Here is a 26,132-nt window from a genome sequence, read left to right as displayed (position 1 = left end):
CACTGAAGATTCTCATATGCGGCCACAACGGTCAGGTCGCCCAGGCCCTACAGGCACAATTCAAAGGCCGAGCTGACGTGCACGCCCTGGGCCGCGATCGGCTCGATCTGGCCCGTCCCGAACAGCTGCGCACGCCGCTGCGCGAGCTGGCTCCGGACTTGATCATCAACGCCGCTGCCCACACTGCCGTCGACCAGGCCGAAAGCGAGCCGGAGCTGGCTTTCGCGATCAATGCCCAAGCCCCGCAGGTGCTGGCTGAAGAAGCCGCCCAGCTCGGTGTGCCGTTGATCCACTACTCCACCGATTACGTCTTCGACGGCAGCAAAGCCACGCCCTACACCGAGTACGACGCGCCCAACCCTTTGGGCGTGTACGGCAGCAGCAAGCTGGCCGGTGAACAGGCGATCACCGCTGTTGGCGGCCAGCACCTGATCCTGCGCACCAGCTGGGTCTACTCGCAGCACGGGCGCAACTTCCTCCTGACCATGCAACGCCTGTTGCAGGAGAAACCGCAACTGCGGGTGGTCGCCGACCAGATCGGCGCGCCCACCTGGGCCGGCACCATTGCCGCCAGCACCCTGGCCTTGTTCGAGCGCTGGCAGGCCGGCGATGCGGGCGCCTGGGGCACTTACCACCTGAGCGCCCAAGGTGAAACCTCGTGGTTCGGCTTTGCCGAGGCGATCGCCGCGCAGCTCAAGGCGCGCGGCCTGCCTTGCGCCGAGCTGATCCCGATCAGCTCCAGTGAGTACCCAACCCCAGCGCAGCGCCCAGCCAATTCGCGGCTGGACTGCTCGCTTCTGGCGCAACAGTGGCACGTCAGCCAGGCGCATTGGCGGGACGCGCTCAACGACTGCCTGAACTAGCGCATAATTGCGCCAGACTCTTTCTGGCGCAGTTGGCACATGATGCACACCCCGACCTCCCCGCGACGCCCCCGCTGGCGCAGCCTGGCCCTTCTGGCAGTGTGCCTGGCGCCGCTGCTGTGGCCGCTGCATCACCTGGCCGAACGCTATTACCAGGACCAGCTCGCCTCGCAGAATCGCCAGACCCTCGACCTGTACGTGGCCAACCTGCTCGGCACCCTGCACCGCTACGAAACCTTGCCGCAGATCCTCGGCGAGCTGCCGGCGCTACGCCAGGCCTTGGCCGATCCGTTCAGGATCGAAGCAATCACCAACGCCAACCGCCTGCTCAAGGACATCACCCGCCAGACCGGGGCCGAGGTGATGTACCTGATGGACGTCAGCGGCAACACCCTGGCCGGCTCCAACTGGGATAAACGCGACAGTTTCGTCGGTCGTAACTTCGCCTTCCGGCCGTATTTCATCGAAGCCATGGAAGGCCGCCTGGGGCGCTTCTTTGGCCAAGGCACGACCTCAGCCAAGCGCGGCTACTTCTTCGCGGCTGCGGTGCGCGATGGCGAGCGGGTGATCGGCGTGCTGGTGGTCAAGGTCGACCTTGACCACACCGAAACGCTCTGGGGCAATACCCCCGAGCAACTGCTGCTGACCGATCAGAACGGCGTAGTGGTGCTGACCTCGCGCCCGGACTGGCGCTTCCGTGCCACCCGCCCGCTGACTCCGGCGGAGCGCTCGGCGATGCTCGCCATCCAGCCCTACCCGACCCAGGCACCGCAGCCGCTGAACCTCAACCCCGAGGCCTGGCTGATCCAGACCCGCGACATCAAGGAAACCGGCTGGCAGGTGAGCATCCTTGCCCCGCACATCCTCATCGACCGCTCGGTGCAGACGGTCATGGCAATTGGCGCCGGCGCACTGCTGGTGTTGATCCTGCTGACCGGTTTGGTGATGCAGCGCCGGCGCCACTATATCGACCGCATCGACCTCGAAGCCCGCGGCCGGCAAGACCTGGAAAACCGCGTGGTGGCGCGGACCGCCGACCTCGAAGGCCTTAATACCCTGCTGAAAAGCGCCGTGCTCGAGCGCGAGAGCGCCCAGCAGGAACTGGTCCGCGCTCAGGACGAGTTGGTCCAGGCCGGCAAGCTGTCGGTGCTCGGCACCATGTCGGCAAGCATCAGCCACGAGCTCAACCAGCCGCTGGCGGCGATCCGCAGCTACGCCGAAAACGCCGAAGTGCTGCTCGACCATGAACGTACCGAAGACGCCCGCGGCAACCTCAAGCTGATCGGCGAGCTGACCGGGCGCATGGCCTCGATCATCGCCCACCTGCGCGCCTTTGCCCGGCGTGATCGCCATGCGCCGGAAAGCGTCGCCCTGCAACCGGCGCTGGACGACGCCCTGGCCCTGCTGGCCAAGCGTCGCCGGGCGATGGCGGTGGAGCTGGTTCGCGACCTGCCGGACGCGCCGCTGTGGGTTCAGGCCGGCGAAACGCGCCTGCGCCAGGTGCTCGGCAACCTGCTTGCCAACGCCCTCGATGCGCTCACCGAAAAAGCCAACCCGCGCAAGCTGTGGCTGAGTGCCGAACGGCGCGACGAGCACGTCTATCTGTACATTCGCGACAACGGCCCAGGCTTTACCCGCCAGGCGCTGGAGCGCGCCAAGGAGCCGTTCTTCACCACCAAGACCCGCACCCAAGGCCTCGGCCTGGGCCTGGCGATCTGCGAGAGCCTGATGCTCGCGCTGGACGGTGAACTGCTGCTCGGCAACCACCCTGAAGGTGGCGCCCTGCTGACCTTGCGCATGCGCGTGGCCAAGCCCGGCGCGACCCTGCCCACTTCGGAGGACCCCTCGGCATGACGCCCGAGACGACACTGATCGACAGCCGTACCCAGGTGATCCTGGTCGACGATGATCCGCACCTGCGTCAGGCCCTGGGCCAGACCCTCGACCTGGCCGGGCTCAAGGTAGTCACCCTGGCCGATGCCCAGGGCCTGGCCGAGCGCATCGAGCCAGACTGGCCGGGCGTCGTCGTCAGCGATATCCGCATGCCCGGGATCGACGGCCTGCAACTGCTCGAGCACCTGCGTGGCCGCGATCAGGAGCTGCCGGTGCTGCTGATCACCGGCCACGGCGACGTGCCGCTGGCGGTGCAGGCGATGCGCGCCGGGGCTTACGACTTCCTTGAAAAACCCTTCGCCAGCGACGCCCTGCTCGACAGCGTGCGCCGCGCCCTGGCTCTGCGCCGGTTGGTGCTGGACAACCGCAGCCTGCGTCTGGCCTTGAGTGATCGCCAGCAACTGTCGACCCGCCTGGTGGGCCAGTCGCCGTCGATGCAGCGCCTGCGCGACCAGATCGGCGCCCTCGCCGGCACCCGCGCCGATGTGCTGATTCTCGGTGAGACCGGTGCCGGCAAAGAGGTCGTCGCCCGCGCCCTGCATGATCTGTCGAGCCGCCGCGATGGCCCGTTTGTGGCAATCAACGCCGGCGCCCTGGCAGAGTCAGTGGTCGAGAGCGAGCTGTTCGGCCACGAGCCCGGCGCGTTCACCGGCGCGCAGAAGCGCCGCATCGGCAAGTTCGAATTCGCCAATGGCGGCACGCTGTTCCTCGACGAGATCGAGAGCATGAGCCTGGATGTGCAGGTGAAACTGCTGCGCATGCTGCAGGAGCGGGTGGTCGAACGCCTGGGCGGCAATCAGCTGATCCCGCTGGATATCCGCGTGATCGCCGCCACCAAGGAAGACCTGCGCCAGGCTGCTGACCAGGGCCGGTTCCGTGCTGACCTGTATTACCGCCTGAACGTCGCACCGCTGCGCATCCCTGCACTACGCGAGCGCGGCGACGATATCCTGGTGTTGTTCCAGCACTTCGCCGATGCCGCCAGCCAGCGCCACGGCCTCGCCCCGCACAGCCTGCAACCGGCGCAACGGGCACTGCTGCTGCGCCATGACTGGCCGGGTAACGTCCGCGAGCTGCAAAACGCCGCGGAACGCTTTGCCCTCGGCCTGGAACTGGCCCTCGACGGCCAGCAGCCGCCCGCCACGGCCAGCGCCGCGCCGCTGCTCAGCGGCAACCTCAGCGATCAGGTCGAGCAGTTTGAACGCTCGCTGATTGCCGCCGAACTGACCCAGCCACACAGCTCCATGCGCAGCCTCGCCGAAGCGCTGGGCGTACCGCGCAAAACCCTCCACGACAAGCTGCGCAAGCACGGCCTGAGCTTTGCTGATCATGCCGGCGGCGCTGACGATCACGAGGACTCGCGTACATGAGCGACGACCGCCGATATCTGGAAGAAGTACTGCACAGCGACATCCCGTTGACCCGCGAGATGGGCCTGCAAGTGCTCAGCTGGCAAGACCAGTGCCTGCAACTGCAGCTGCCGCTGGAGGCCAACGTCAACCACAAGAGCACCATGTTTGGCGGCAGCCTGTACTGCGCGGCGGTGCTGGTGGGTTGGGGCTGGCTGCACCTGCGCTTGCGCGAGGCGGGCATCGATGACGGCCATATCGTCATTCAGGAAGGCCGGATCAGCTATCCGCTGCCGGTCACCGGCGCCGCGGTTGCCCGGTGCCAGCCGCCGCAAGACAAGGCCTGGGAGCGCTTCGTGACGATGTACCAGCGCCGAGGGCGAGCGCGCCTGACGCTGGACACGGTGGTCAGCAACAGTGGCAGTACTGAGCCCGCCGTCACGTTCAGCGGGCAGTACGTGCTACATCGCTGAAGCGAGCTTGATCAGTGCCTGGCGCCACGGTGCGGCGCTGGGCAAGGCCAGGAAGAATGGGTTGAGCAGCGACTCCCGCGCCGGGTACCGGAACGGCTGGCCGTCCAGGCCGATCACCTCACCGCCAGCGCCTTCGAGCACGCCTTGTGCAGCAGCGGTGTCCCACTGTGAGGTCGGTGCCAGGCGCGGATAACAATCGGCTTCACCCTCTGCCAGCAGGCAGAACTTCAGCGAGCTACCGACGCTGACCAAGTCCAGCTCACCCACTGCACCGCTCAAGCCAGCCAGCAGCGCTTCCTGCTGTGGGCTGGAGTGACGGCGGCTGGCGACCACCGTGAATTGGGCGTCAGCAGGCGGCGCAGTGCGCACCCGGATTGGCGCAGCTGGCGCGTCCTGATCGGCGCGCCAGGCGCCCAGCTCGCGGCCACCAAAATAGCAGCGGTTGTTGGTCGGCATACTGACCACGCCAAATACCACTTCGCCCTGCTCGATCAGGGCGATGTTGACAGTGAACTCTTCGCTGCCGGCAATGAATTCCTTGGTCCCGTCCAGCGGATCGACCAGCCACCAGCGGCTCCAGCCGGCGCGTTCGGCGAGGGCAATGTCGCAGTCTTCTTCCGACAGCACCGGGATCTGCGGCGCCAGCGCCTGCAAGCCTGCAGCGATGACGTGATGGGCCGCCAGATCGGCAGCGGTGACCGGCGAATCATCCGCCTTGGACATTACCGCCACATCAGCGCGCCAGTGCGGCAGGATCGCTTCGCCGGCAGCCAGCGCCAGCTTGACCACTTCGTGCATCAGTTGTTGATCGTTCATATGCTGAGCAACCCGCGTTGGGTGAGCATGTCCCGTACCAGGTACAGCGCCGCCAGGGCGCGGCCTTCGCTGAACTGCGGGTGCATGGCCAGGGCCGACAGCTCGCGCAGGTTTACCTTGTCGACACCCATCGGCTCCGGCTCGTCGCCTTCGAGGCGTTCCTCAAAGAGGTCGGTCGCCAGCACCACCTGGATCTTCTGGCTCATGTAGCCCGGCGACAGCGACAGCTCGGTCAAATGTTCCAGCTGGCGTGCGCCAAAACCGGCTTCTTCCTTGAGCTCGCGGTTGGCCGCCGCCAGCACATCCTCGCCCGGCTCGATCAGGCCCTTGGGCAGCGACAGCTCGTATTCGTCGGTGCCGCCGCAGTATTCCTCGACCAGCACTGCATGCTCGGCGTCGAGCATCGCCACGATCATCACCGCGCCATAGCCATTACCGCGCCCGACCAACCGTTCGTAGGTCCGCTCGACACCGTTGGAAAAGCGCAGCTCGACGGATTCGACCCGGAACAAACGGCTATTGGCGACGATTTCGCGGCTGAGGACGGTGGGTTTCTGGCGCATGGGGCAGCTCCTTGGCGTGAACGGGTTACTATACCGTGGCTAGCCGACTGATCGAGAGTTTCCCATGCCTGTTCTTCCCTGGTCTGCCATCGACACCGTTCTGCTCGACATGGACGGCACCCTGCTCGACCTGCACTACGACAACCAGTTCTGGCTGCAACACCTGCCCCAGCGCTACGCCGAGCTGCACGGTATCAGCCGGGCGATGGCCGAGCTCGAGCTGCAGCCGCTGTTCGAGCGTAACGCCGGCACGCTGAACTGGTACTGCCTGGACTTCTGGAGCCAGGAGCTGAACCTGCCGATCCGCGAGCTGAAGCAAGAGATCGCCGACCTGATTGCCCTGCGCCCGGATGCCGATACGTTTTTGGCGGCGATTCGCAAAGCGGGCAAGCGTGTGGTGATGATCACCAATGCCCATCGTGATTCGTTGTCGTTGAAGTTGGAGCGGGTGGAGCTGGCGGGGTATTTCGAGCGTTTGATCAGCTCGCATGATTACGGCTATCCCAAGGAAAGCCCGCTGTTCTGGAATGCCTTGCAGGCCGACATCGGTTTCGATCCGGCGCGCAGCTTGTTCATTGATGACACCCTGGCGATTTTGCGCAGTGCGCAGCGGTATGGGGTCGGGCATTTGCTCGCGGTGCGGCAGCCGGACAGCAAGGCAGCGCCGCGGGATACCCAGGAGTTTGCGGCGGTTGATGATTATCGGGAGTTGTTGGCGGGGTTGTGAGCAAGGCGCGAAAGGGCCGCAAAGCGGCACCAATCCACCGATCCAAAGCCGTAAGACATTTCCCAAACTGCAACCAAATGCTTCAAATCGACGTCGCTTCGGAACTATCCTACGCGCCTTGCCGAACCTTCGCTGTTGTCGGGGAAATGGCTCAGGGATAACGTCCTTGGGTTGCCGTTTTCCGGTGACCGGGTGTGAGAACCCGTTGAATGAATCACGCGGCAAGCCGTTATGGCGGCCGTGCGCGGGCGGACTTCGGTCCGGCCGAGTTTTCCTTGATTCCCTCGGTTTCTCACCCCGCGCACGGCTGCCACCCTCGATCCCTGAGAAAGTCGAGCGGCAGCCTCCGTCAATGGAATTGAGGAGTTTTGCCATGAAAAAAATCGTCCCCGACCCACCCACCGCCAGCGTCTTCTACGCCTCCATCCAACCCGACCTGTACCCACCCGACGCCCTCGCCCACGCCCACGCCAGCGAACTATTGCGCGGAGTTTCAGCAACCCTGGAGCAACACTGCCGTACCCATACTGGTGAGCCAGGTACCCACTTGCTGATCAATGCCGGCCACTGTACCGATACCGCACGCGGGTTGGTCGAGCACGTATTCCATCGGCTACAGGCACGTCAGGAGGCAACGGCATGAGCGACCTCCCACGCACAGACGTCACCGTTGGCGTAGAGACGTTTTTCGAGGCAGGCGACAAGCCCTGTCATATTTTTCGGGTGATGCCGGGGGTGCCGTTTGAGCATGCCTATGAGCAGGTGTCGGTATTGCTTGGTTATATCAAGCACCTGGTCCGCGAGGGCGACATGGAAAATGATCACAAGCTGTTGGGGGCAGCGGATTATCTGAGTGCGTTTGCCAAGGCGATCATGGATGACATCGAGATAGCGCGGAATAGGATGCACTGATAGAGGGTGTGATATTCGGGATTTTGGGGGCGCTCTGCGCCCCTTTCGCGACACAAGGCCGCTCCTACATCGACCGCGTCGTCTAGACGTTCGCGGCCCCCTGTAGGAGCGGCCTTGTGTCGCGAAAGGGCTGCAAAGCAGCCCCAATACGCGGACCTGAATTCCTTACTCAGGAATCCGCAAAACCTGCCCCACATAAATCTTGTCCGGATGCGACAACATCGGCTTGTTAGCCTCAAAAATCTTGTTGTACTTGTTCGCGTCACCATAAACCCGCTTGGAGATCGCGCTCAGCGTGTCACCCTTCACGACAGTGACGAAAACAGCCGCCTTAACCACCGGCCCGGTCACGGTAATCTGGTCGTCAACGCTGGCCACACCCTCGATGTTGCCCGCCGCGAGAATGATCTTTTCCTTCTCCTCCTGGCTGGCCACGTCGCCCGTGAGGGTAATCTTGTCCCCATCAACCGTAGCGGTGATGTTGGGGTTACCCAGCCCCACCTTGCTCACGTGCTCCTTGATCTGCTCTTCGGCCTTGGCATTGCCAGGCGTAAGCAGGTCGATCAACTTCTCGCCGGCTTCCTTCACGAAACTGAATAGGCTCATTGCGCGCTCCATGTTGATAAATCCTCGGAACGGCAAGTCTAGGACAGGTTTGCCCAACCCGCCCGGGTGCGACCAATCGACGCGCTCTATCACGGCATAGAACCTTGCGATTAGACGTCGCCGACGCACAAGCCTAGGCTTGTGCACTAATGAGCCAGACGGTACTGCGCCCGATGAACAGCAAACCTCCGGTCTGCGCGGCGTCCACTGCACTGTCCCTGCCTGCCGCCAGCAACACCTACGACTACGTCCAACTCAGCGATGCCGAGCGTGCCAGCACGCCGCTTGCCGAAGAAGTCGCGCTGGCGATCGCCTACAACGGCTTGAGCCAGGCCGTGATGCTGGTCAGCCCGACCGATCTGGAAGATTTTGCCGTCGGTTTCAGTGTCGGCAGCGGCATCGTCGAAAGCACCGATGAAATCTACGACGTAAAGGTTTCTGGCAGTGGCTCGGCGCTGTATGCCGACCTGGAGATTGCCAGCCGGGCGTTCTGGAACCTGAAAAACCAGCGCCGCCAGTTGGCCGGTACCAGTGGCTGCGGCCTGTGCGGTGTCGAAGCGTTGGAGCAAGCGCTGCCAGAACTGGCCAGCCTGCCCGGCGCGCCGCTGCCGCCGGTCGAGTGGCTGCACGACCTGCGCCGGCGCATCGATCAGTTTCAACCGCTGGGCCAGCACTGTGGTGCAGTCCATGCGGCGTTGTTCATGAATAGCCAAGGTGAGCTGTTGCTGGGCCGTGAAGACATCGGCCGGCACAACGCGCTGGACAAGTTGATCGGCGCCTTGCTGCGCGAGCAGATCGACACCCAGGGCGGCCTGGCCATCGTCACCAGCCGCTGCAGCCTGGAACTGATCCAGAAGGTGCTGCGCGCAGGCATCCAGACCCTGGTCAGTTTGTCGGCGCCCACCGGCCTTGCCCTGCAATGGGCGCGCAAGCATCAGCTCAACCTTATTCATTTGCCCAAACACAGTGCACCACGGGTGTTCAGCCCCGTGGCGGAGTCGAAATCGCCGTGACCTCCCATCAGAAGCTTCCGCAAGAACAAACCCCACCTCGCTACAAGCCCTACAACGGCGCCGCCGGCGGCTGGGGTGCGCTGCGCAGTGTGGCCAAGGCCTGGGTCGGCAGCGACAACGCACTGAAGAACATCCGCGCCCTGCTCAAGACCAACCAGAACGGCGGTTTCGACTGCCCGGGCTGTGCCTGGGGCGACTCGCCTGAAAGCGGCATGGTCAAGTTCTGCGAGAACGGCGCCAAGGCAGTCAACTGGGAAGCCACCAAGCGCCGTGTCGATGCGGCCTTCTTCGCTCGCCACAGCGTGACCTCGCTGCTTGAGCAGAGCGATTACTGGCTCGAGTACCAGGGTCGCCTGACCGAGCCGATGCTCTACAACCCGGCCAGCGACCGTTACCAGCCGATCGACTGGGACAGCGCCTTCGCCCTGATCGCCCAGCACCTGAACGGCCTCACCAGCCCGGACCAGGCCGAGTTCTACACCTCGGGCCGGGCCAGCAACGAAGCGGCCTACCTGTATCAGCTGTTTGTCCGCGCGTTCGGCACCAACAACTTCCCGGACTGCTCGAACATGTGCCACGAAGCCAGCGGCGTGGCCCTGGGCCAGAGCGTCGGGGTCGGCAAGGGCACGGTGACCTTCGATGATTTCGAGCACGCCGATGCGATCTTCGTCTGGGGCCAGAACCCCGGCACCAACCACCCACGCATGCTCGACCCGCTGCGCGATGCGGTCAAACGCGGCGCACAGGTGATCTGCGTCAACCCGCTCAAGGAGCGTGGCCTGGAGCGCTTCCAGCACCCGCAGAACGCGCTGGAGATGCTCACCAACAGCGACCGCCCAACCAACTCGGCGTATTTCCGCCCGGCCCTGGGCGGCGACATGGCCCTGCTGCGCGGTATGGCCAAGTTCCTCCTGCAGTGGGAGCGCGAGGCCCAGGCCAAGGGCGAGCCGGCGATCTTCGATCATGTGTTCATTGCCGAGCACGGCCACGGCATCAATGAGTACCTGGCGGTGGTTGATGCCACCCCATGGGATCAGCTGCAGGCCCAGTCGGGCCTGGAGCTGGCCGAGATCGAACAGGCTGCGCGCATGTACTGCAAGGGCAAGCGCGTGATCATGTGCTGGGCGATGGGCATCACCCAGCATCGCCACTCAGTGCCTACCATTCAGGAAATGGTCAACGTGATGCTGCTGCGCGGCAACATCGGCCAGCCCGGGGCCGGCCTGTGCCCGGTGCGCGGCCACAGTAACGTGCAGGGCGACCGCACCATGGGCATCAACGAGCGGCCGCCAGCAGCGCTGCTCAATGCCCTGCAACAACGCTTCGCCTTCCCGGTGCCGCGCGCCAACGGCCACAACACCGTCGAGGCGATCCACGCCATGCTCGATGGCCGTTCCAAGGTATTCATCGGCCTGGGTGGCAACTTCGCCCAAGCCACGCCAGACACCGCGCGCACCGCTCAGGCGCTGCGCAACTGCGACCTGACCGTGCAGATCAGTACCAAGCTCAACCGCAGCCATCTGATGCATGGCAAGCAGGCGTTGATCCTGCCGTGCCTGGGCCGTACCGATATCGACATGCAGGCCGATGGCCCGCAGGCGGTCACGGTGGAAGACTCGTTCAGCATGGTCCACGCCTCCAATGGCCAGCTCAAGCCGCTGTCGAAACAGATGCGTTCCGAGCCTGCAGTGATTGCCGGTATTGCCGCCGCAACGCTGGGCAAGCGCCCGGTCGACTGGCACTGGCTGGTGGCTGACTACGACCGCATTCGCCAGCTGATCGCCGACACCATCCCCGGTTTTGCCGACTTCAATCAGCGCTTGAAACACCCGGGCGGTTTCTACCTGGGCAACAGCGCTGGCAGCCGCAAGTGGCAAACCGCGAACGGGCGCGCCAACTTCAAGGCCAACCTGCTGCCCGACTCGCTGCTCGATGAGCGCGTACGCGCCAGCGGCCAGTTGCCGGACCTGATCATGCAATCGATGCGCTCGCACGATCAGTACAACACCACCATCTATGGCCTGGATGACCGTTACCGCGGGGTCAAGGCGCAGCGCGACGTGCTGTTCGTCAACGAAGCCGACATCATTCGTCTGGGCTTCGCGCCTGGGCAGAAGGCCGATATCGTGTCGCTGTGGGACGATGGCATCGAGCGCCGGGTACGTGGCTTCACTCTGCTGGCCTACGATATTCCGGCTGGGCAGGCGGCGGCCTACTATCCAGAGGTTAACCCGCTGGTGCCGCTGGAGAGCATTGGCGACGGCAGCCACACGCCGACTTCCAAGTTCATCGCGATCAAGCTGGAACGTGCCAGCGACACCGGTCGAATCCTCTGACGGCATAGCCTCATCGGCTTTCTGGAGACAAAAAAAAGCCCTGTCCGCAATGGTCAGGGCTTTGTCTCAAGTAGCGTATGACAGGCAAAAAACGATTAAGTTTCATATTGAAAACAGTAACTTAGAGAATTGTGTACAACTCGTGTTACTCGTCGGATTTCAATTGCCAGAGTGCTCGCCGAGCCTCAAATTCGCCCTCGTCATCCCTCTGAGGTTCTCTTGATGAAGAAGTACTCCTCGATTCTGTTGTTGTCTTTTGGCTTGCTCAGCGGCGTTGCCATGGCAGGCGGCACGACTGAAGCAGGTATTGGCGGCGCACTGGGTGGGGTACTCGGCTCAGTGGTCGGCCAGCAGCTTGGCGGCAGCACCGGCGGCGCGATTGGCGCAGGCCTGGGCGGCGCAGCCGGCAGTGCGGTCGGTGCCGATAAACGTCAACGCGGTGAAGCCGCAATCGGTGGTGCCCTGGGCGCAGCCGGCGGTAACGTGATTGGCCGCAGCGTAGGCGGCACCAACGGCAGCTACATCGGTGCAGCCGCAGGCGGCGGCGCAGGTGGCGCGCTGGGTAACTACATGGGCAACAAGGCCGATGAAGACGAGCGCGACGACCGTCGTTACCGTCGCGGCTACGATGACCGTCGTCACTACGACCGCGGCCACCACTATGGCCATCGCAAGCACAAGCCGAAACGCCACTGGCGTCACTGATAGCCAAGGGCTTGGCCCAGGCATCAAAAGGCCCCGCCCCTCCCGGCGGGGCCTTTGCATTTGTACCCTTTAAAGGTTGGGCCGCAGGCCTGCGAGGGTCGCCTGCATGGCCTCAGGCAGCACGGCAGGCTGGCCTGAGCTGCGCTCGATGAAGACCTGCACCAGGCTGCCCGCCGCACACGCCTGGGTCTCGCCTGGGCGGAACAGCGCCAAACGGTACTCAACGGTACTGCCAGCCAGCCGCGTCACGCCCAGGCCCACCTCGAGCACATCCGGAAACGCCGGCAAGGCGTAGAAGTCGGCTGCCGAACTGATCACCAGCCCCGCCAGCGCGCCGTCGCGCAGGTCGAGCTCGGCCTGCTCCACCAGAAATGCCTGTATCGCGGTTTCAAAAAAGCCATGCACAGTGGCGCCAGCGATGTGGCCGTTGACGTCGTTGTCTTGCGGACGGGTGAGGATTGGGTGGAAGTGGTTGAAGTCGGAGCGCAGGGGGGATTCGGTCATGGCTTGCCACGCGGGTTGGTTACATGAAGGCGAAGCTTCCCACAAAGGCTGGGGAAGTCATATAGTCGCAATCAATTGTAGATCGCATAGCATGGTCGCTCCTATGAAACCGAGACATACCCCCGTGCCTACACTACAACTCAATCATGCCGAGCTTCGGCGGATAGCAGAGACCGGCCGCGTCCATGCGACACATGTAGTAGGCCAGCCGGGTGGCTGGGCCGTGCAGATCAATGTCGATGAAAGCGAGCATCTGCTTACCGCCCAACGCAGCGGCAGTGTCAGGCTATTCAAGAAGCTGGAGACCTTGGTCGTTTATCTACATGAACTGGGCATTGATCACTTCGAGATCGACAGTTCCAATTACGATCCTCGCCAATTGAGCACTTATCAACGGCCTGATCGAGCTGAAGCGCTGAAGAGGGTGCATGATGCAGCCGCCTACGAGACTTGGTTTTTTGAACAGGTTGAGGCCAGCCTGAGTGATACAACGCCGGCGACGGATGACGAAGACGCCGAGAGCGCCTTCGCCGCCCGCCGGGCCGCGCTCAGGGCCAAACCGCACTGATGCGTCTGGTTTGGTTGAATATGGCTCTGGAAGACCGCTTGCGAATCATGAATATCATTGCCGAAAGCAACCCTGGCGCGGCCATCACGCTGGATACTGAATTCAGAGACAAAGCAAGGCAAGCGGCTCAGCAACCCAATCTATACAAGCAGGGGCGTTATCCCGGCACCAGAGAGATCGTGGTTCGCCCCAATTACGTGATGGTCTACCGCTGCGCAGGTGAAAAACTCGAGATTATTCGCATCCTGCATGCACGGCAGCAGTGGCCCTGAACAAAACCACAGTTAAAAAAAAGCCGCCCCTAAGGGCGGCTTCTATCCAGCGTACCGGTTAAAGCTTACAGCTTCGGCCCAGCAGCCTTGATCGCGTCGGAAACTTCAAACTTCTTGAAGTTCTCGATGAACAGCTTGGCCAGACCTTTGGCAGCCTCGTCGTAGGCAGCCTTGTCTTCCCAGTTGGTGCGTGGGTTGAGCAGGTTGGTATCAACACCTTCAACGGCTTTCGGCACGTCGAGGTTGATGATGTCCAGGTGTTCGGTTTCGGCACCCACCAGCGCGCCGCTCTGGATCGCAGCGATCACAGCACGGGTGGTCGGGATGCTGAAGCGCTTGCCAACGCCGTAGCCGCCGCCGGTCCAGCCGGTGTTGACCAGGTAGACCTTGGAGCCGAAGCCGTTGATGCGCTTGATCAGCAGCTCAGCGTATTCGCCAGCAGGACGCGGGAAGAACGGCGCGCCGAAGCAGGTGGAGAAGGTGGACTTGATGCCGCCGCCCGAACCCATCTCAGTCGAACCGACCAGCGCGGTGTAACCCGACAGGAAGTGGTAGGCCGCTTGCTCGTTGTTCAGGATCGACACTGGCGGCAGCACGCCGGTCAGGTCGCAGGTCAGGAAGATAACGGCATTTGGCTCGCCGCCCAGGTTCTTCTCGGAACGCTTGGCAACGTGCTCCAGCGGATAGGCCGCGCGGCTGTTCTGGGTCAGGCTGACATCGGCGTAGTCGGCGTGCTTGGAGGCGTCGTCGATGACCACGTTTTCCAGAACTGCACCGTGCTTGATGGCTTTCCAGATGACCGGTTCGTTCTTCTCGGACAGGTCGATGCACTTGGCATAGCAGCCGCCTTCGATGTTGAAGACAACGCCTTCGCCCCAGCCGTGTTCGTCGTCACCGATCAGGTAACGGCTTTCATCGGCCGACAGAGTGGTCTTGCCAGTGCCGGACAGGCCGAAGAACAGGGTTACATCGCCTTCTTCGCCGATGTTGGCTGCGCAGTGCATAGGCAGTACGTCAGCGGCCGGCAGCAGGAAGTTCTGCACCGAGAACATGGCTTTCTTCATTTCGCCGGCGTAACGCATGCCCGCGATCAGCACCTTCTTCTGGGCGAAGTTGATGATCACGCAACCGTCGGAGTTGGTGCCATCGCGCTCAGGCGAGCATTCGAAGTTGGCAACGTTGAGCACTTGCCACTCATCACGACCGGCCGGGTTGTACTGCTCCGGGTTGATGAACAGGCAACGACCGAACAGGTTCTGCCAGGCAGTCTGGGTGGTCATGCGCACTGGCAGGTAGTGCTCGGCGGCAGCACCTACATGAACGTAGGACACAAAATGGTCCTGGGCGTTGTTGAACGCTTCAACGCGAGCCCACAAGGCATCGAACTTGTCGGCCGGGAACTTGCGGTTGATCGGGCCCCAGGCAATTGCCTCGGTGGTGCTGGGTTCGTCGACGATGAAACGGTCAGCTGGCGAACGGCCGGTGCGGTGACCGGTTTTCACGACCAGCGCGCCAGTATCGGCCAGCTCGCCTTCACCGCGGGACAGCGCTTCTTTTACCAGCTCATCGACGCTCAGGTCGGTGTACACGGTGTTGTTGGCTTGCGTCATGAGATACCCCATCCGGCCCGAGGCCGAGTGCTCCAAACGTTTTGTAGTGGTCCGAAAAAAACGACTACAGCGAAAAAAGTGGCCGGATTATGCCAGAAAAGCCCAAAAAAAGTAGACCCCTCCTGTCAGAACTGCGGTTTATCGCAGAACGACAGGAGAATCCACTGGAATTAAACGTTTCAGTGACGTGTTTCTGCTGCGCCGCTTGTGCCGCCGCCAGCAAACAATTGCGTAACGTCGGTCGCATCAAACAGATAACGCTGATTGCAGAACTGGCAATCGACCTCGATTTGGCCACCATGTTCGACTACCAGCTGCTGAGCGTCTTCCTGACCGAGACTGACCAAGGCATTGCCTGAACGTTCCCGTGAGCAGCTGCAGCGGAACTGCAACGGCTGCAGGTCGAACAGGCGCACAGCCTCTTCGTGGTACAGGCGATGGAGCATGGTTTCGTTGTCCAGGCCCAGTAATTCCTCGGCTTTGACAGTGTTCGCCAAAGCCTTGACGTGGTTCCAGCTTTCATCGCGCTCATCGCTGTCTTTCTGACGGTCGGCAGGCAACTGCTGCACCAGCAAGCCACGGGCACGCGAGCCGTCGGCAGCGAGGGTGATGGTGGTGTTGATCTGCTGCGACATGACGAAGTAGTTGGTGAAGCACTCCGACAGGTCCTTGCCGTGCAGGTCGACCATGCCCTGGTAGCGCTGACCGTTGATCGGGTCGACGGTCAAGGCCAGCACGCCGTCTGGCATCAGGTCGGTGAGGGTTGCATCGGCGGCAATCTGGTCCGCCTCATAACGGGCCAGGCCACGGATGTCATGCTCGCTGGAGCATTCGATCATCAGCAACGGCACTGGGCCTTCAGAGCGCGCCTGCAGGATCAACAGGCCGTCGAACTTGAGGGTGCCCACCAGTAGCGCGGCGGCGGCCATCAACTCACCGAGCAGGAGCGCGACCGGCTGCGGGTAGGGGTGCTTGGCCAGCACTTCGGCATAACTGCGCTCCAGCCCGACCATCTCGCCACGCACGTCGCGGTCGTCGAACAGGAAACGTTGAGTGAAATCGGTAGCAGGGAGGTCGCTCATAAGGTTCTGGCTATCTGGAAAAATAATGTCCACATATTAACAGGCCTGGTACGGCCCACGCATGAGGCGCTCCCTGTCTCATCCTCTTACAACAGCACAGATCAGTCGAAGCTGCCGTGCAGCTGGTGGATCTGCCGGCGCTGTTTCTTGTTGGGCCGACCATCGGTCGTCATCCCCAGGGCGCCATCCTTGCGCTGCTGCGCGGCCTGCTCGCGGCGGCGGATGCTCTCTTCGGTTTCGCCATACAGCAGCTGCGCCTCAGGCGCGCCACGGCGTACCACCGACAGCGCCTTGACGACGATGGTGCGCTCGTCAAAGCCGGTACGCAGGACGAACTCGTCGCCCACCCGTGGCTCCTTGCCGGGCTTGCAGCGCTCGCCGCGGCAGTGCACCTTGCCGCTTTCGATGGCCGCCTTGGCCAGGGCGCGGGTCTTGTAGAACCGCGCGGCCCACAGCCATTTGTCCAGGCGTACCTTGTCGTCTTCTTCCGACTTTTGTGCCATCTCTTTACCTCGAATTCTGTCTTTAACCGAACTGTACTACCGTCACTGACGGATGCAAAAATTCTGCGCGGTGCTTAAAGTTCACCACCTTATCCCCAGGGTGTGATTAGTGAAGACATTTGACCATCTGAGTGTGATCGGCCTGCGCGAGTGGGTGGCGCTGCCCGAGCTCGGGCTGGCCGGCCTGCGCGCCAAGATCGACACCGGCGCCAGCACCTCGAGCCTGCACGCCACCGATGTCGAGCCGTTTGAACGCGACGGTGAGCAGTGGGTCCGATTTACTGCACACCTCGGCTCCGTGGTGCAGCTGCGCCATCGCCGCTGTGAAGCCCCGCTGGTGACCATGAAAAGCATCAAGAGCTCCAACGGCCATGCCCAGGTCCGCTATGTGATCCGCACGCCGCTGGCGCTGGGAGACCGGGTCTGGGAGGTCGAATTCACACTGGCCTGTCGCAAGGCCATGCGCTACCGCTTGCTGCTCGGTTCCAAGGCATTGATCCACGGCCAACTGGTGGTGGACCCAAGCTCGAAATACGTTCAGGAAAAACCGGCCTTTCCGGTCAACCCTCTCCCTGTCACAGGTGCTGCATGAAGATCGCTGTGCTGTCGCGGAACCCGCGTCTGTATTCCACCCGCCGCCTGGTTGAAGCCGGTACCCAGCGTGGCCACGAGATGGTTGTGATCGATACCCTGCGTGCCTACATGAACATCGCCAGCCACAAGCCGCAGATCCACTATCGTGGGCGGCCGCTGGAGGGCTTTGATGCGGTGATCCCGCGGATCGGCGCGTCCGTTACCTTCTATGGCTGCGCAGTGCTGCGCCAGTTCGAGATGATGGGCGTGAATCCGCTCAACGAATCGGTGGCAATCGCCCGCTCGCGGGACAAGCTGCGCTCGTTGCAACTGCTGTCGCGGCGCGGTATCGGCTTGCCGATTACCGGCTTTGCCCATTCGCCGGACGATATCCCCGACCTGATCCAGATGGTCAACGGCGCGCCCCTGGTGATCAAGGTGCTGGAAGGCACCCAGGGCATTGGCGTGGTGCTGTGCGAGACCACCCAGGCCGCCGAATCGGTGATCGAGGCGTTCATGGGCCTGAAGCAGAACATCATGGTTCAGGAATACATCAAGGAAGCCGGCGGCGCCGATATCCGCTGCTTCGTGGTTGGCGACAAGGTAATTGCCTCGATGAAGCGTCAGGCCAAGCCGGGTGAATTCCGTTCAAACCTGCATCGTGGCGGCGTTGCCAGCCTGATCAAGATCACCCCGGAAGAGCGCATCACCGCCATTCGCGCGGCGAAGGTCATGGGTTTGAGCGTGGCCGGCGTCGACATCCTGCGCTCCAACCACGGCCCACTGGTGATGGAGGTCAACTCATCGCCAGGCCTGGAAGGCATCGAGGTCACCACCAGCAAGGACGTTGCCGGGATGATCATCGAGCACCTGGAGAAGAACGGCGGGCCGAATCAGACCCGCACCAAAGGTAAGGGCTGACATTGTCGGGGCCGCTGAGCGGCCCCGGCAATCACACTGCGTTGCGCGGTAGCAGCAAGCCCAACGGCAAACGCACCCGCGCTTCAATGCCGCCGCCAGAGCGATTACGCAACTCGACATTGCCGCCATGCTGCGCCGCAATCCGTTTGACGATGGCCAGGCCCAGCCCCGTGCCCTTGCCACCGCGCGCACGGTCACCCCGGATGAACGGGTTGAAGATGGTTTCCAGCTCCGACTCGTCGATCCCCGCGCCGCGGTCGAGCACGCTCAACACCACATACGGCGCGCTATCGTCGCCCGATACATAAGCTGCTACTTCAACGCCCTGCCCCGCATGGTGCAAGGCATTGCCGATCAGGTTGCCGAGCATACGCTTGAGCGAAACACGGCGCAGCGGGAACGGCGGAATAGGCTCCAGGCACAAGCGCACGCGTTCTTCCGGCTGGTTGTACGGCGCAACCACCTCACGCACCAGGTCGGAGAAGTCGATTTCTTCCAACGGCTCGTCACGGCCATCACGGATAAACGCCAGAAACTGATCGAGAATCGCGTCCATGTCTTCGATGTCGCGGACCATGTCGTCGGTCAGGTCGTTGTCGTTGTCCATCAGTGACAGCGACAGGCGCAAGCGCGTCAGCGGCGTGCGCAGGTCATGCGAAACCCCCGCCAGCATCAGCTCACGCTCGCGCCCGGCCTGTTCGACGTCTTCAGCCATCTGGTTGAACGAGCGGTACACCTCGGCCATCTCGCTTGGCGTGTCGCTGACCGGCAAGCGCACACTGCGCCCCTGGCCAAGCTGACGCGCGGCAAACACCAGGCGCTTGAGCGGCTGGTTGAGCTGACGGACGAAGATCCACGCCGACGCTGTCGACAGCAAACCAATGGCCAGGAACCAGCCGAGTACGTTCCAGATTTTTTGCCCGCGCAACGGGTGCGGGTACAGCGGCACCTTCAGCCAGCCTGGGCCCAGGCTCGGCGCATTGACCCACAGCGCCGGCGGCGCATGCACGCGCAGGCGCACTTCGGTGTCCTCGCCCAGCTCGGCCTGCATCTGCCGCTGATAAATTTCGCTGTACGGCCAGTGCTGTTCGCCTTCCGGCACGCCGGCCCCGGTTACCCGGATCAGGCCGGCCGCTTCGGCGATCTTCTCGCGGTTTTCTTCATCGGCTGCCCAATAGGCGCGCAAGGTCAGGGCCACGCCATGGCTGTACTGACGGTCGACCAGCACGTCTTCGTTCATCAGCAGGTAGACCAGGGTCAGCGCCTTGGAGAACAGCACGACGATAAGCACCAGCCACAGGGTGCGGGCGAAGAAGCTTTGCGGGAACCAAACAGGGGTTTTCATCGAGGACATCTACTGCAGAACAGGCGCGAGCAGAGCCCGCCAGATTGCCGGCTGGCCAAAGACGCAAACAGGGCGGCCCGTTCGGGTCGCCCTGCAGCGTAGTGGCAAGCCTGCAGACTCATTTGCCGGAGTTTCCGTCCGGCACGAACACGTAGCCCACGCCCCAGACCGTCTGGATATAGCGCGGCTTGGACGGGTCCGGTTCAATCATGCGGCGCAAGCGCGAGATCTGCACATCGATGGAGCGCTCCAGCGCATCCCACTCGCGGCCACGGGCGAGGTTCATCAGCTTGTCGCGGGTGAGCGGCTCGCGGGCGTGCATCACCAGCGCCTTGAGCACGGCGAATTCGCCGGTGGTGAGCATGTGCACTTCATTGCCACGCTTGAGCTCGCGGGTGGCCAGCGACAGCTCGTAGTCACCGAAGGTCACGGTCTCGTCTTCGCTGCCAGGCGCACCAGGCACCGGCGCCGACTGGCGGCGCAGCACGGCCTTGACCCGCGCCATCAGCTCGTCGGGGTTGAACGGCTTGGCCAGGTAATCGTCGGCGCCCAGTTCCAGGCCCTTGATCCGGCTCAACTCGTCGCCCTTGGCGGTAAGCATGATGATCGGGATCTGGTTGTTCGCTGCGCGCAGGCGGCGGCAGGCAGACAAGCCATCTTCGCCAGGCAGCATCAGGTCGAGTACAACCAGGTTGAACACCTCACGGGCCAGCAGCCGGTCCATCTGTTCGACATTGGGTACTGCCCGGGTGCGGTAGCCCTTGCTGGTGAAAAAACGCTCCAGCAGGCTGCTGAGCCCCGGATCGTCGTCGACGATGAGAATCTTGTCACCTTCAACTGTGTTAGGCGTGCTGGTCATCAATAACTCCTCTGAGATCGCTGCGCATTATGGCGTAGCCATTGCAGCGCGTGCCGTGTGCATTGTTAGCAGATTTTTCCCCGGGCGCCACTTCCACGCGGCCGCCGATGGCGCGGCGCTATCACCGCAAGCCCGGCGCGATGGGTATAATGCGCGCCTTTCACCCAGCGCCGCCGGGCACGAATGCCCACCTGCGGCCTCCAGTATTCACATATTGTCAGGTGGTTTTCATGGACAGCATCAACAGCCGTATTGCCGCAGAACTCGGCGTTCGCCCGCAACAGGTCGAGGCGGCCGTGGCCCTGTTGGACGAAGGCTCGACGGTGCCCTTCATCGCCCGTTACCGCAAGGAAGTCACCGGCAGCCTCGACGACACCCAGCTGCGCCACCTGGATGAGCGCCTGCGCTACCTGCGCGAGCTGGATGACCGTCGCGCGAGCATCCTTGCCAGCATCGACGAGCAAGGCAAGCTGACCCCGGAGCTGGCCCGCGAAATCAAGCTGGCCGACACCAAGACCCGCCTCGAAGACCTGTACCTGCCGTACAAGCAAAAGCGCCGCACCAAGGGCCAGATCGCTCTCGAAGCCGGCCTCGGCGAGCTGGCCGACGGCCTGTTCAACGACCCGCAACTGACCCCGGAAAGCGAAGCCGCGCGCTTCGTCGATGCCGACAAGGGCGTAGCTGACGTCAAGGCCGCGCTGGAAGGCGCCAAGTACATCCTCATGGAGCGCTTCGCCGAAGACGCCGGCCTGCTGGAAAAACTGCGCAACTTCCTCAAGCAGGAAGCCGTACTCAGTGCCCGCCTGGTACCGGGCAAGGAAGAGGAAGGCGCCAAGTTCCGCGATTACTTCGCCCATGACGAGCTGCTGCGCAGCGCGCCGTCGCACCGTGCGCTGGCAATCTTCCGTGGCCGCAACGAAGGCGTACTCAGCGCCGCGCTGAAAGTCGGCGAAGAGCTGCCGGGCACCCTGCACCCGTGCGAGCTGATGATCGGCCAGCACTTCGGCGTGGAAAACCGCGCCCGCCCGGCAGACAAATGGCTCGGCGAAGTGGTGCGCTGGACCTGGAAGGTCAAGCTCTACACCCACCTTGAAACCGACCTGTTCGGCGAGCTGCGTGAAGCCGCCGAGAGCGAAGCGATCAACGTCTTCGCGCATAACCTGCACGACCTGCTGCTCGCCGCCCCGGCAGGCCCGCGCACGACGTTGGGCCTGGACCCGGGCCTGCGTACCGGCTGCAAGGTTGCGGTGGTGGATGCCACCGGCAAACTGCTAGACACCGCCACGGTCTACCCGCACGTGCCGCGCAACGACTGGGACCGCACCATCGCCGTGCTGGCCGCACTGTGCGCCAAGCATTCGGTGGAGCTGATCGCGATCGGCAACGGCACCGCCAGCCGCGAGACCGACAAGCTGGCTGCTGAACTGATCAAAAAATACCCAGCACTGAAGATGACCAAGGTGATGGTCTCCGAAGCCGGCGCTTCGGTGTACTCCGCCTCGGAGTTGGCAGCACGCGAGTTCCCGGACCTGGACGTGTCGATCCGTGGCGCGGTGTCGATTGCCCGACGCCTGCAGGACCCGCTCGCCGAGCTGGTCAAGATCGACCCGAAATCGATCGGCGTCGGCCAGTACCAGCATGATGTCTCCCAGTTGAAGCTGGCCCGCGGCCTGGACGCGGTAGTGGAAGACTGCGTGAACGCCGTTGGCGTCGACGTCAACACCGCCTCGGTGGCGCTGCTGACGCGCATCTCTGGGCTGAACGGGACCCTGGCGCAGAATATCGTTGCCCACCGCGACGCCAATGGCCCCTTCGCCACCCGCGCTGCACTGAAAAAGGTCAGCCGCCTCGGCGAAAAAACCTTCGAACAGGCCGCCGGCTTCCTCCGTGTGATGAACGGCGACAACCCGCTGGACGCCTCCGCCGTGCACCCGGAAGCCTACCCGCTGGTGCAGCGGATTGCCGCCGGCACCGACCGCGACATCCGCTCGCTGATCGGCGACAGCGCCTTTCTCAAGCGCCTCGACCCGAAGAACTTCACCGACGAGACCTTCGGCCTGCCGACCGTCACCGACATCCTGCAAGAGCTGGACAAGCCCGGCCGTGACCCGCGCCCGGAGTTCAAGACCGCCTCGTTCCAGGACGGCGTCGAAGAGCTCAAGGACCTCGAGCCTGGGATGATCCTCGAAGGTGTGGTAACCAACGTCACCAACTTCGGTGCCTTCGTCGATATCGGCGTGCATCAGGATGGCCTGGTGCACATCTCGTCGCTGTCGGAGAAGTTCATCAAGGACCCGCGTGAAGCGGTCAAGGCCGGCGATGTGGTCAAGGTCAAGGTGATGGAGGTGGATATCCCGCGCAAACGTATCGCCCTGTCGATGCGCATGGGCGACACCCCGGGCGAGAAGGTCGAAGGCAACCGCGGTGGTGGCCGGGCCAATGGCGGCAACCGCCCGCAGCAGCCAGCGCGCCCGCGTGAAACTACCACGGCCGCACCAGCCAACAACGCCATGGCCTCGCTGTTCGCCAACGCCAAGCAGTTGAAGAAGAAATGACCAACCTGCCCAGCGAATACGTCGAAAGCGCCTTCAGCCAGTTGCTTGGCTGCCGCCTGCAGCGCCTTGAAGAGGGTGTTGCGACGGTGGCCCTGACACTGACGCCACAGCTGCGTAATCGCGGCCAGAAGCTGCACGGCGGGGCGATCTTCAGCCTGGTCGACATCGCCATGGGCCTGGCCTGCTCGGCCAGCCATGGCTTTGACCAGCAAAGCGTGACCATCGAATGCAAGATCAACTACATGCGCGCCGTCAGCGACGGCGAGGTGCTATGCACCGCGCGCGTGCTGCACGCGGGCCGGCGCACACTGGTGGTCGACGCCGACGTAGTCCAAGACGACAAGCTGGTTGCGAAAGCTCAGGGAACCTTCGCGGTTCTCTAGCTCACAAAGCGCTATCTGCGGTATTTTCGGCAGTGTGATGGCACTGCCGAAACCGCGTAACCAGGCGACAACGCCAGTTCCTTTGTCCCTACCCTTGTAGACCGTTATTTCTACCCCCATATTGGGGCGACTGACGCGTGAAGGAATACATCTTGAGCGAACTCCTCAACAGCCGCCTGAGCCTGCTCAGTGCCAATCTCCCCTTGCTCAAGCAGTGCCTGCACGGTATTGAGCGCGAATGCCTGCGCGTGACCGATCAAGGTCGCCTGGCCCAGACCCCGCATCCCGAGGCCCTGGGATCGGCGCTGACCAACGAGCAGATCACCACCGATTATTCAGAATCGCTGCTGGAGTTCATTACTCCGGCCCTGGCCGACCCGGCAGCGGTGCTGGATAACCTCGAAGAGGTGCATCGCTTCGTCCAGTCCAAGCTGGGTAACGAATACCTGTGGAGCCCGTCGATGCCCTGTGCATTGCCGGCCGAAGAGGATATTCCGATCGGCTATTACGGCACCTCCAATATCGGCCAGCTCAAGTATGTCTACCGCAAGGGCCTGGCCCTGCGTTACGGCCGTACCATGCAGTGCATTGCCGGTATTCACTACAACTTCTCGCTGCCCGAGGCCCTGTGGCCTCTGCTGCGCGAAAAGGAAGGCGGCGCCGATAGCGACCGTGACTTCCAGTCGGCGGCGTACATCGCCCTGATTCGTAACTTCCGCCGCTACAGCTGGCTGCTGATGTACCTGTTCGGCGCTTCTCCGGCGCTGGATGCAGGCTTCATGCGTGGCCGTGCGCACCAGCTCGAACAGCTCGACCCCGACACCCTGTACCTGCCCTACGCGACCAGCCTGCGCATGAGCGACCTGGGTTACCAGAGCAACGCCCAGGCCGGCCTGACGCCGTGCTACAACGACCTCGCCAGCTACACCGACAGCCTGCGCAAGGCGGTCGGCACGCCGTACCCGCCATACGTCGAGATCGGTACGCACAAGGATGGCGAGTGGGTTCAGCTCAACACCAATATCCTGCAGATTGAAAACGAGTACTACTCGAACATCCGCCCCAAGCGCGTGACCTACACCGGCGAGCGGCCGATCCAGGCGCTGGCCTCGCGCGGCGTGCAGTACGTCGAAGTGCGCTGCCTGGACATCAACCCGTTCCTGCCGGTCGGTATCGACCTGCAGCAGTCGCGCTTCCTCGATGCATTCCTGCTGCTGTGCGCGCTGGACGACAGCCCGCAGCTGAGCAACGGCGAATGCGGCCAGTGCACCAGCAACTTCCTCAGCGTGGTCAAGCAAGGCCGCAAGCCGGGCCTGGAGCTGCAGCGCAATGGCCAACCGGTGACGCTCAAGGAGTGGGCCGGCGAGCTGATCGAGCGTATCGCGCCGCTGGCCGCGTTGCTCGATCAAGCCAACGGCGGCGACGCCCACGCCAAAGCGGTTGAAGCGCAGCAGGCCAAGGTCGATGATCCCGAACTGACGCCGTCGGCGCAGGTGCTGGCGCGCATGACCGAGCACGATGAGAGCTTTGTCGAATTCTCCATGCGTCAGAGCCGTCTGCATGCCGAAACCTTCCGTGAGCAGCCGTTGAGCCCCGAGCGCCAGCAAGCTTTCGAGACGCTGGCACGTGACTCGCTGGCCGAGCAGGCGCGCCTGGAGCAGGACGAGGTGGGTGACTTCGACCTGTTCGTCGGTGCCTACCAGGCCAGCATCCTGGCCATCAGCAACTGATGACCCGCACGCCCACACCACGCAAGCCGCGCGCCAGCAGCCAGGCCAGGATCGTCACGATCCTGGCGGCAGCCCGCGAGTTGCTTGCGGCGCACGGTGTGGCCGGGCTGTCGATCTACAGCGTGGCTGAACACGCGCAGATCCCGCCGTCGTCGGTGTACCACTTCTTTGCCAGCGTGCCGGCCCTGCTCGAAGCGCTGACGGCAGATGTGCACCGGGCCTTTCGTGAGGCACTGCGCGCGCCGATCGACAGCAGCGCGCTGACCACCTGGCATGACCTGTCGCGGCTGATCGAGCAACGTATGTTGGAGATCTATCAGGAGGATGCCGCAGCGCGGCAGTTGATTCTGGCCCAGCATGGCTTGAGCGAAGTGACCCAGGCGGATCGCAAGCATGATCTGGAGTTGGGCGAGCTGATGCACAAGCTGTTCGATCAGCATTTCCAGCTACCGGCAATGCCCCACGACGTCGATGTGTTTGCCCTGGCGATGGAACTGAGCGACCGGGTCTATGCCCGTTCGGTGCAGCTGCACGAGCAGATCACCCCGCGCATGGCCGAGGAAGGCAAGCGGGTGTGTGAGGCGTATCTGGGGTTGTATTTGCCGCTGTTCCTGCCTAAACGCTGATAGTTTTGGGGCGCTTTGCGATCCTTCGCGGGCAAGCCCGCTCCCACAACGATCCCTGTGGGAGCGGGCTTGCCCGCGAAGGGCCGCAAAACGGCCCCGACACACCAAACGCCATCACAGCTTGGCGATAGAGACTTCGGTCGATTTGACGAAGGCAATCACTTCACTGCCCACCTGCAATTCCAACTCTTTTACCGAACGCGTGGTGATCACCGAGGTGACCACACCGGAGGCGGTCTGCACGTCGATTTCCGACAATACCGGGCCTTCGAGGATTTCTTTCACAGTGCCTTTGAACTGGTTGCGGACGTTGATCGCTTTGATAGTCATGGTGTGATTCCTTTG

The 26,132-nt window shown here is 63.0% G+C and carries 28 protein-coding genes; 18 read left to right on the top strand and 10 right to left on the bottom strand.

What is annotated here, in order from left to right:
• Nucleotides 1–2: 2 nt before the first annotated feature.
• Genes rfbD through M2396_RS17805 form a run of 4 tightly spaced genes read left to right on the top strand, consistent with a single transcriptional unit; the run spans nucleotide 3 to nucleotide 4,578 of the window.
• Nucleotides 3–863: a dTDP-4-dehydrorhamnose reductase gene (rfbD, locus tag M2396_RS17820; protein WP_259077224.1), complete on the top strand. Its 861-nt coding sequence runs from the start codon at nucleotides 3–5 to the stop codon at nucleotides 861–863.
• 39 nt (nucleotides 864–902) lie between these two features.
• Complete coding sequence (locus M2396_RS17815; RefSeq protein ID WP_188036830.1) at nucleotides 903–2,717, top strand: ATP-binding protein; 1,815 nt, start codon at nucleotides 903–905, stop codon at nucleotides 2,715–2,717.
• Nucleotides 2,714–4,126 carry a sigma-54 dependent transcriptional regulator gene (locus M2396_RS17810; protein WP_259076743.1) on the top strand — a complete coding sequence of 471 codons (1,413 nt, stop codon included), beginning with the start codon at nucleotides 2,714–2,716 and terminating at the stop codon, nucleotides 4,124–4,126. The genes M2396_RS17815 and M2396_RS17810 overlap by 4 nt, the downstream gene beginning before the upstream one ends.
• Nucleotides 4,123–4,578 carry a thioesterase domain-containing protein gene (locus tag M2396_RS17805; RefSeq protein ID WP_259076740.1) on the top strand — a complete coding sequence of 152 codons (456 nt, stop codon included), beginning with the start codon at nucleotides 4,123–4,125 and terminating at the stop codon, nucleotides 4,576–4,578. Before M2396_RS17810 ends, M2396_RS17805 begins: the two co-directional genes overlap by 4 nt.
• Here M2396_RS17805 and cysQ read toward each other — a convergent pair.
• On the bottom strand, nucleotides 4,567–5,394 hold the full coding sequence (gene cysQ / locus M2396_RS17800) for a 3'(2'),5'-bisphosphate nucleotidase CysQ (RefSeq protein WP_150573327.1): 828 nt from the start codon (nucleotides 5,392–5,394) through the stop codon (nucleotides 4,567–4,569). The two genes, M2396_RS17805 and cysQ, sit on opposite strands and share 12 nt — an antisense overlap.
• Nucleotides 5,391–5,957 carry an ADP compounds hydrolase NudE gene (gene nudE / locus M2396_RS17795; RefSeq protein WP_259076735.1) on the bottom strand — a complete coding sequence of 189 codons (567 nt, stop codon included), beginning with the start codon at nucleotides 5,955–5,957 and terminating at the stop codon, nucleotides 5,391–5,393. Before nudE ends, cysQ begins: the two co-directional genes overlap by 4 nt.
• Nucleotides 5,958–6,021: 64 nt before the next feature.
• Between nudE and yrfG the strand changes: the two genes are divergently transcribed.
• From yrfG to M2396_RS17780, 3 genes are all read left to right on the top strand, one after another.
• On the top strand, nucleotides 6,022–6,684 hold the full coding sequence (gene yrfG, locus M2396_RS17790; RefSeq protein WP_259076732.1) for a GMP/IMP nucleotidase: 663 nt from the start codon (nucleotides 6,022–6,024) through the stop codon (nucleotides 6,682–6,684).
• A gap of 373 nt (nucleotides 6,685–7,057) precedes the next feature.
• Nucleotides 7,058–7,327 carry a hypothetical protein gene (locus M2396_RS17785; protein WP_259076729.1) on the top strand — a complete coding sequence of 90 codons (270 nt, stop codon included), beginning with the start codon at nucleotides 7,058–7,060 and terminating at the stop codon, nucleotides 7,325–7,327.
• Complete coding sequence (locus tag M2396_RS17780; protein WP_101322540.1) at nucleotides 7,324–7,596, top strand: DUF3077 domain-containing protein; 273 nt, start codon at nucleotides 7,324–7,326, stop codon at nucleotides 7,594–7,596. Before M2396_RS17785 ends, M2396_RS17780 begins: the two co-directional genes overlap by 4 nt.
• A gap of 165 nt (nucleotides 7,597–7,761) precedes the next feature.
• Here M2396_RS17780 and lysM read toward each other — a convergent pair whose 3' ends face one another.
• On the bottom strand, nucleotides 7,762–8,202 hold the full coding sequence (gene lysM, locus M2396_RS17775; protein WP_101322541.1) for a peptidoglycan-binding protein LysM: 441 nt from the start codon (nucleotides 8,200–8,202) through the stop codon (nucleotides 7,762–7,764).
• A 173-nt stretch (nucleotides 8,203–8,375) separates the two neighbouring features.
• Here lysM and fdhD point away from each other — a divergent pair, with 173 nt between their 5' ends.
• The 3 genes from fdhD (at nucleotide 8,376) to M2396_RS17760 (ending at nucleotide 12,256) form a co-directional block, all read left to right on the top strand.
• On the top strand, nucleotides 8,376–9,215 hold the full coding sequence (gene fdhD / locus M2396_RS17770) for a formate dehydrogenase accessory sulfurtransferase FdhD (RefSeq protein WP_259076725.1): 840 nt from the start codon (nucleotides 8,376–8,378) through the stop codon (nucleotides 9,213–9,215).
• Nucleotides 9,212–11,551 (top strand): FdhF/YdeP family oxidoreductase, encoded by a 2,340-nt coding sequence (locus M2396_RS17765; RefSeq protein ID WP_101322542.1) that lies wholly within the window; start codon nucleotides 9,212–9,214, stop codon nucleotides 11,549–11,551. The genes fdhD and M2396_RS17765 overlap by 4 nt, the downstream gene beginning before the upstream one ends.
• A gap of 222 nt (nucleotides 11,552–11,773) precedes the next feature.
• Complete coding sequence (locus M2396_RS17760) at nucleotides 11,774–12,256, top strand: glycine zipper domain-containing protein (RefSeq protein ID WP_101322543.1); 483 nt, start codon at nucleotides 11,774–11,776, stop codon at nucleotides 12,254–12,256.
• A gap of 69 nt (nucleotides 12,257–12,325) precedes the next feature.
• On the opposite strand, the gene M2396_RS17755 is transcribed toward M2396_RS17760, so the two are convergent.
• Nucleotides 12,326–12,760 (bottom strand): thioesterase family protein, encoded by a 435-nt coding sequence (locus tag M2396_RS17755; protein WP_101322544.1) that lies wholly within the window; start codon nucleotides 12,758–12,760, stop codon nucleotides 12,326–12,328.
• Nucleotides 12,761–12,983: 223 nt separating this feature from the next.
• On the opposite strand from M2396_RS17755, the gene M2396_RS17750 reads away from it, so the two are divergent.
• Together M2396_RS17750 and M2396_RS17745 are read left to right on the top strand one after the other, a co-directional pair.
• Complete coding sequence (locus tag M2396_RS17750; RefSeq protein ID WP_224785581.1) at nucleotides 12,984–13,328, top strand: hypothetical protein; 345 nt, start codon at nucleotides 12,984–12,986, stop codon at nucleotides 13,326–13,328.
• On the top strand, nucleotides 13,328–13,600 hold the full coding sequence (locus M2396_RS17745) for a type II toxin-antitoxin system RelE/ParE family toxin (protein WP_150573325.1): 273 nt from the start codon (nucleotides 13,328–13,330) through the stop codon (nucleotides 13,598–13,600). Before M2396_RS17750 ends, M2396_RS17745 begins: the two co-directional genes overlap by 1 nt.
• A 65-nt stretch (nucleotides 13,601–13,665) precedes the next feature.
• Here the strand turns inward: M2396_RS17745 and M2396_RS17740 are convergent, their stop codons facing one another.
• The 3 genes from M2396_RS17740 to M2396_RS17730 all read right to left on the bottom strand — a co-directional run bounded on the left by M2396_RS17740 (nucleotide 13,666) and on the right by M2396_RS17730 (nucleotide 16,795).
• Complete coding sequence (locus M2396_RS17740; RefSeq protein ID WP_150570512.1) at nucleotides 13,666–15,210, bottom strand: phosphoenolpyruvate carboxykinase; 1,545 nt, start codon at nucleotides 15,208–15,210, stop codon at nucleotides 13,666–13,668.
• Between the two features lie 179 nt (nucleotides 15,211–15,389).
• A complete protein-coding gene (gene hslO / locus M2396_RS17735; RefSeq protein ID WP_101322546.1) occupies nucleotides 15,390–16,292 on the bottom strand; it encodes an Hsp33 family molecular chaperone HslO in 903 nt (300 codons plus the stop codon).
• Nucleotides 16,293–16,393: 101 nt separating this feature from the next.
• On the bottom strand, nucleotides 16,394–16,795 hold the full coding sequence (locus M2396_RS17730) for an RNA-binding S4 domain-containing protein (protein WP_101322547.1): 402 nt from the start codon (nucleotides 16,793–16,795) through the stop codon (nucleotides 16,394–16,396).
• 142 nt (nucleotides 16,796–16,937) lie between these two features.
• Here M2396_RS17730 and M2396_RS17725 point away from each other — a divergent pair, with 142 nt between their 5' ends.
• A complete protein-coding gene (locus M2396_RS17725; protein ID WP_224785582.1) occupies nucleotides 16,938–17,387 on the top strand; it encodes an ATP-dependent zinc protease in 450 nt (149 codons plus the stop codon).
• A complete protein-coding gene (gene rimK, locus M2396_RS17720; protein WP_101322549.1) occupies nucleotides 17,384–18,289 on the top strand; it encodes a 30S ribosomal protein S6--L-glutamate ligase in 906 nt (301 codons plus the stop codon). The genes M2396_RS17725 and rimK overlap by 4 nt, the downstream gene beginning before the upstream one ends.
• A gap of 31 nt (nucleotides 18,290–18,320) precedes the next feature.
• Here rimK and M2396_RS17715 read toward each other — a convergent pair whose 3' ends face one another.
• Nucleotides 18,321–19,634: an ATP-binding protein gene (locus M2396_RS17715; RefSeq protein ID WP_178080802.1), complete on the bottom strand. Its 1,314-nt coding sequence runs from the start codon at nucleotides 19,632–19,634 to the stop codon at nucleotides 18,321–18,323.
• A 118-nt stretch (nucleotides 19,635–19,752) separates the two neighbouring features.
• Complete coding sequence (ompR, locus tag M2396_RS17710) at nucleotides 19,753–20,493, bottom strand: two-component system response regulator OmpR (RefSeq protein ID WP_101322551.1); 741 nt, start codon at nucleotides 20,491–20,493, stop codon at nucleotides 19,753–19,755.
• Nucleotides 20,494–20,723: 230 nt separating this feature from the next.
• Between ompR and M2396_RS17705 the strand changes: the two genes are divergently transcribed.
• The 4 genes from M2396_RS17705 (at nucleotide 20,724) to M2396_RS17690 (ending at nucleotide 25,787) form a co-directional block, all read left to right on the top strand.
• Nucleotides 20,724–23,048, top strand: coding sequence for a Tex family protein (locus M2396_RS17705; RefSeq protein ID WP_259076720.1), 2,325 nt, complete (start codon nucleotides 20,724–20,726; stop codon nucleotides 23,046–23,048).
• On the top strand, nucleotides 23,045–23,431 hold the full coding sequence (locus M2396_RS17700) for a PaaI family thioesterase (protein WP_101322553.1): 387 nt from the start codon (nucleotides 23,045–23,047) through the stop codon (nucleotides 23,429–23,431). Before M2396_RS17705 ends, M2396_RS17700 begins: the two co-directional genes overlap by 4 nt.
• A gap of 152 nt (nucleotides 23,432–23,583) precedes the next feature.
• On the top strand, nucleotides 23,584–25,161 hold the full coding sequence (gene gshA, locus M2396_RS17695) for a glutamate--cysteine ligase (protein WP_219860607.1): 1,578 nt from the start codon (nucleotides 23,584–23,586) through the stop codon (nucleotides 25,159–25,161).
• Nucleotides 25,161–25,787: a TetR/AcrR family transcriptional regulator gene (locus M2396_RS17690; RefSeq protein ID WP_101322555.1), complete on the top strand. Its 627-nt coding sequence runs from the start codon at nucleotides 25,161–25,163 to the stop codon at nucleotides 25,785–25,787. Before gshA ends, M2396_RS17690 begins: the two co-directional genes overlap by 1 nt.
• A 114-nt stretch (nucleotides 25,788–25,901) precedes the next feature.
• Here M2396_RS17690 and M2396_RS17685 read toward each other — a convergent pair whose 3' ends face one another.
• Nucleotides 25,902–26,117, bottom strand: a complete 216-nt coding sequence (locus M2396_RS17685) for a molybdopterin-binding protein (protein WP_101322556.1) — start codon at nucleotides 26,115–26,117, stop codon at nucleotides 25,902–25,904.
• Nucleotides 26,118–26,132 lie beyond the last annotated feature (15 nt).

This window comes from Pseudomonas sp. BIGb0278 (assembly GCF_024809895.1).
Taxonomy (GTDB): Bacteria; Pseudomonadota; Gammaproteobacteria; order Pseudomonadales; family Pseudomonadaceae; genus Aquipseudomonas; species Aquipseudomonas shirazensis.
Note: the sequence above shows the minus strand (reverse complement) of the source record. Positions and strands in the feature narration are given on the sequence as shown.

Excerpts from the sequence above, each read along its gene's own strand:
- rimK (WP_101322549.1), top strand. The coding sequence starts at position 17,384 with ATGAAGATCGCTGTGCTGTCGCGGAACCCGCGTCTGTATTCCACCCGC.
- M2396_RS17705 (WP_259076720.1), top strand. The coding sequence starts at position 20,724 with ATGGACAGCATCAACAGCCGTATTGCCGCAGAACTCGGCGTTCGCCCG.
- M2396_RS17815 (WP_188036830.1), top strand. The coding sequence starts at position 903 with ATGATGCACACCCCGACCTCCCCGCGACGCCCCCGCTGGCGCAGCCTG.
- fdhD (WP_259076725.1), top strand. The coding sequence starts at position 8,376 with ATGAACAGCAAACCTCCGGTCTGCGCGGCGTCCACTGCACTGTCCCTG.
- M2396_RS17685 (WP_101322556.1), bottom strand. The coding sequence starts at position 26,117 with ATGACTATCAAAGCGATCAACGTCCGCAACCAGTTCAAAGGCACTGTG.
- M2396_RS17755 (WP_101322544.1), bottom strand. The coding sequence starts at position 12,760 with ATGACCGAATCCCCCCTGCGCTCCGACTTCAACCACTTCCACCCAATC.
- hslO (WP_101322546.1), bottom strand. The coding sequence starts at position 16,292 with ATGAGCGACCTCCCTGCTACCGATTTCACTCAACGTTTCCTGTTCGAC.
- M2396_RS17785 (WP_259076729.1), top strand. The coding sequence starts at position 7,058 with ATGAAAAAAATCGTCCCCGACCCACCCACCGCCAGCGTCTTCTACGCC.
- ompR (WP_101322551.1), bottom strand. The coding sequence starts at position 20,493 with ATGACCAGCACGCCTAACACAGTTGAAGGTGACAAGATTCTCATCGTC.
- yrfG (WP_259076732.1), top strand. The coding sequence starts at position 6,022 with ATGCCTGTTCTTCCCTGGTCTGCCATCGACACCGTTCTGCTCGACATG.
- nudE (WP_259076735.1), bottom strand. The coding sequence starts at position 5,957 with ATGCGCCAGAAACCCACCGTCCTCAGCCGCGAAATCGTCGCCAATAGC.
- M2396_RS17715 (WP_178080802.1), bottom strand. The coding sequence starts at position 19,634 with ATGAAAACCCCTGTTTGGTTCCCGCAAAGCTTCTTCGCCCGCACCCTG.
- M2396_RS17740 (WP_150570512.1), bottom strand. The coding sequence starts at position 15,210 with ATGACGCAAGCCAACAACACCGTGTACACCGACCTGAGCGTCGATGAG.
- M2396_RS17760 (WP_101322543.1), top strand. The coding sequence starts at position 11,774 with ATGAAGAAGTACTCCTCGATTCTGTTGTTGTCTTTTGGCTTGCTCAGC.
- M2396_RS17745 (WP_150573325.1), top strand. The coding sequence starts at position 13,328 with ATGCGTCTGGTTTGGTTGAATATGGCTCTGGAAGACCGCTTGCGAATC.
- M2396_RS17730 (WP_101322547.1), bottom strand. The coding sequence starts at position 16,795 with ATGGCACAAAAGTCGGAAGAAGACGACAAGGTACGCCTGGACAAATGG.
- M2396_RS17780 (WP_101322540.1), top strand. The coding sequence starts at position 7,324 with ATGAGCGACCTCCCACGCACAGACGTCACCGTTGGCGTAGAGACGTTT.
- M2396_RS17805 (WP_259076740.1), top strand. The coding sequence starts at position 4,123 with ATGAGCGACGACCGCCGATATCTGGAAGAAGTACTGCACAGCGACATC.
- lysM (WP_101322541.1), bottom strand. The coding sequence starts at position 8,202 with ATGAGCCTATTCAGTTTCGTGAAGGAAGCCGGCGAGAAGTTGATCGAC.
- M2396_RS17810 (WP_259076743.1), top strand. The coding sequence starts at position 2,714 with ATGACGCCCGAGACGACACTGATCGACAGCCGTACCCAGGTGATCCTG.
- M2396_RS17690 (WP_101322555.1), top strand. The coding sequence starts at position 25,161 with ATGACCCGCACGCCCACACCACGCAAGCCGCGCGCCAGCAGCCAGGCC.
- M2396_RS17700 (WP_101322553.1), top strand. The coding sequence starts at position 23,045 with ATGACCAACCTGCCCAGCGAATACGTCGAAAGCGCCTTCAGCCAGTTG.
- cysQ (WP_150573327.1), bottom strand. The coding sequence starts at position 5,394 with ATGAACGATCAACAACTGATGCACGAAGTGGTCAAGCTGGCGCTGGCT.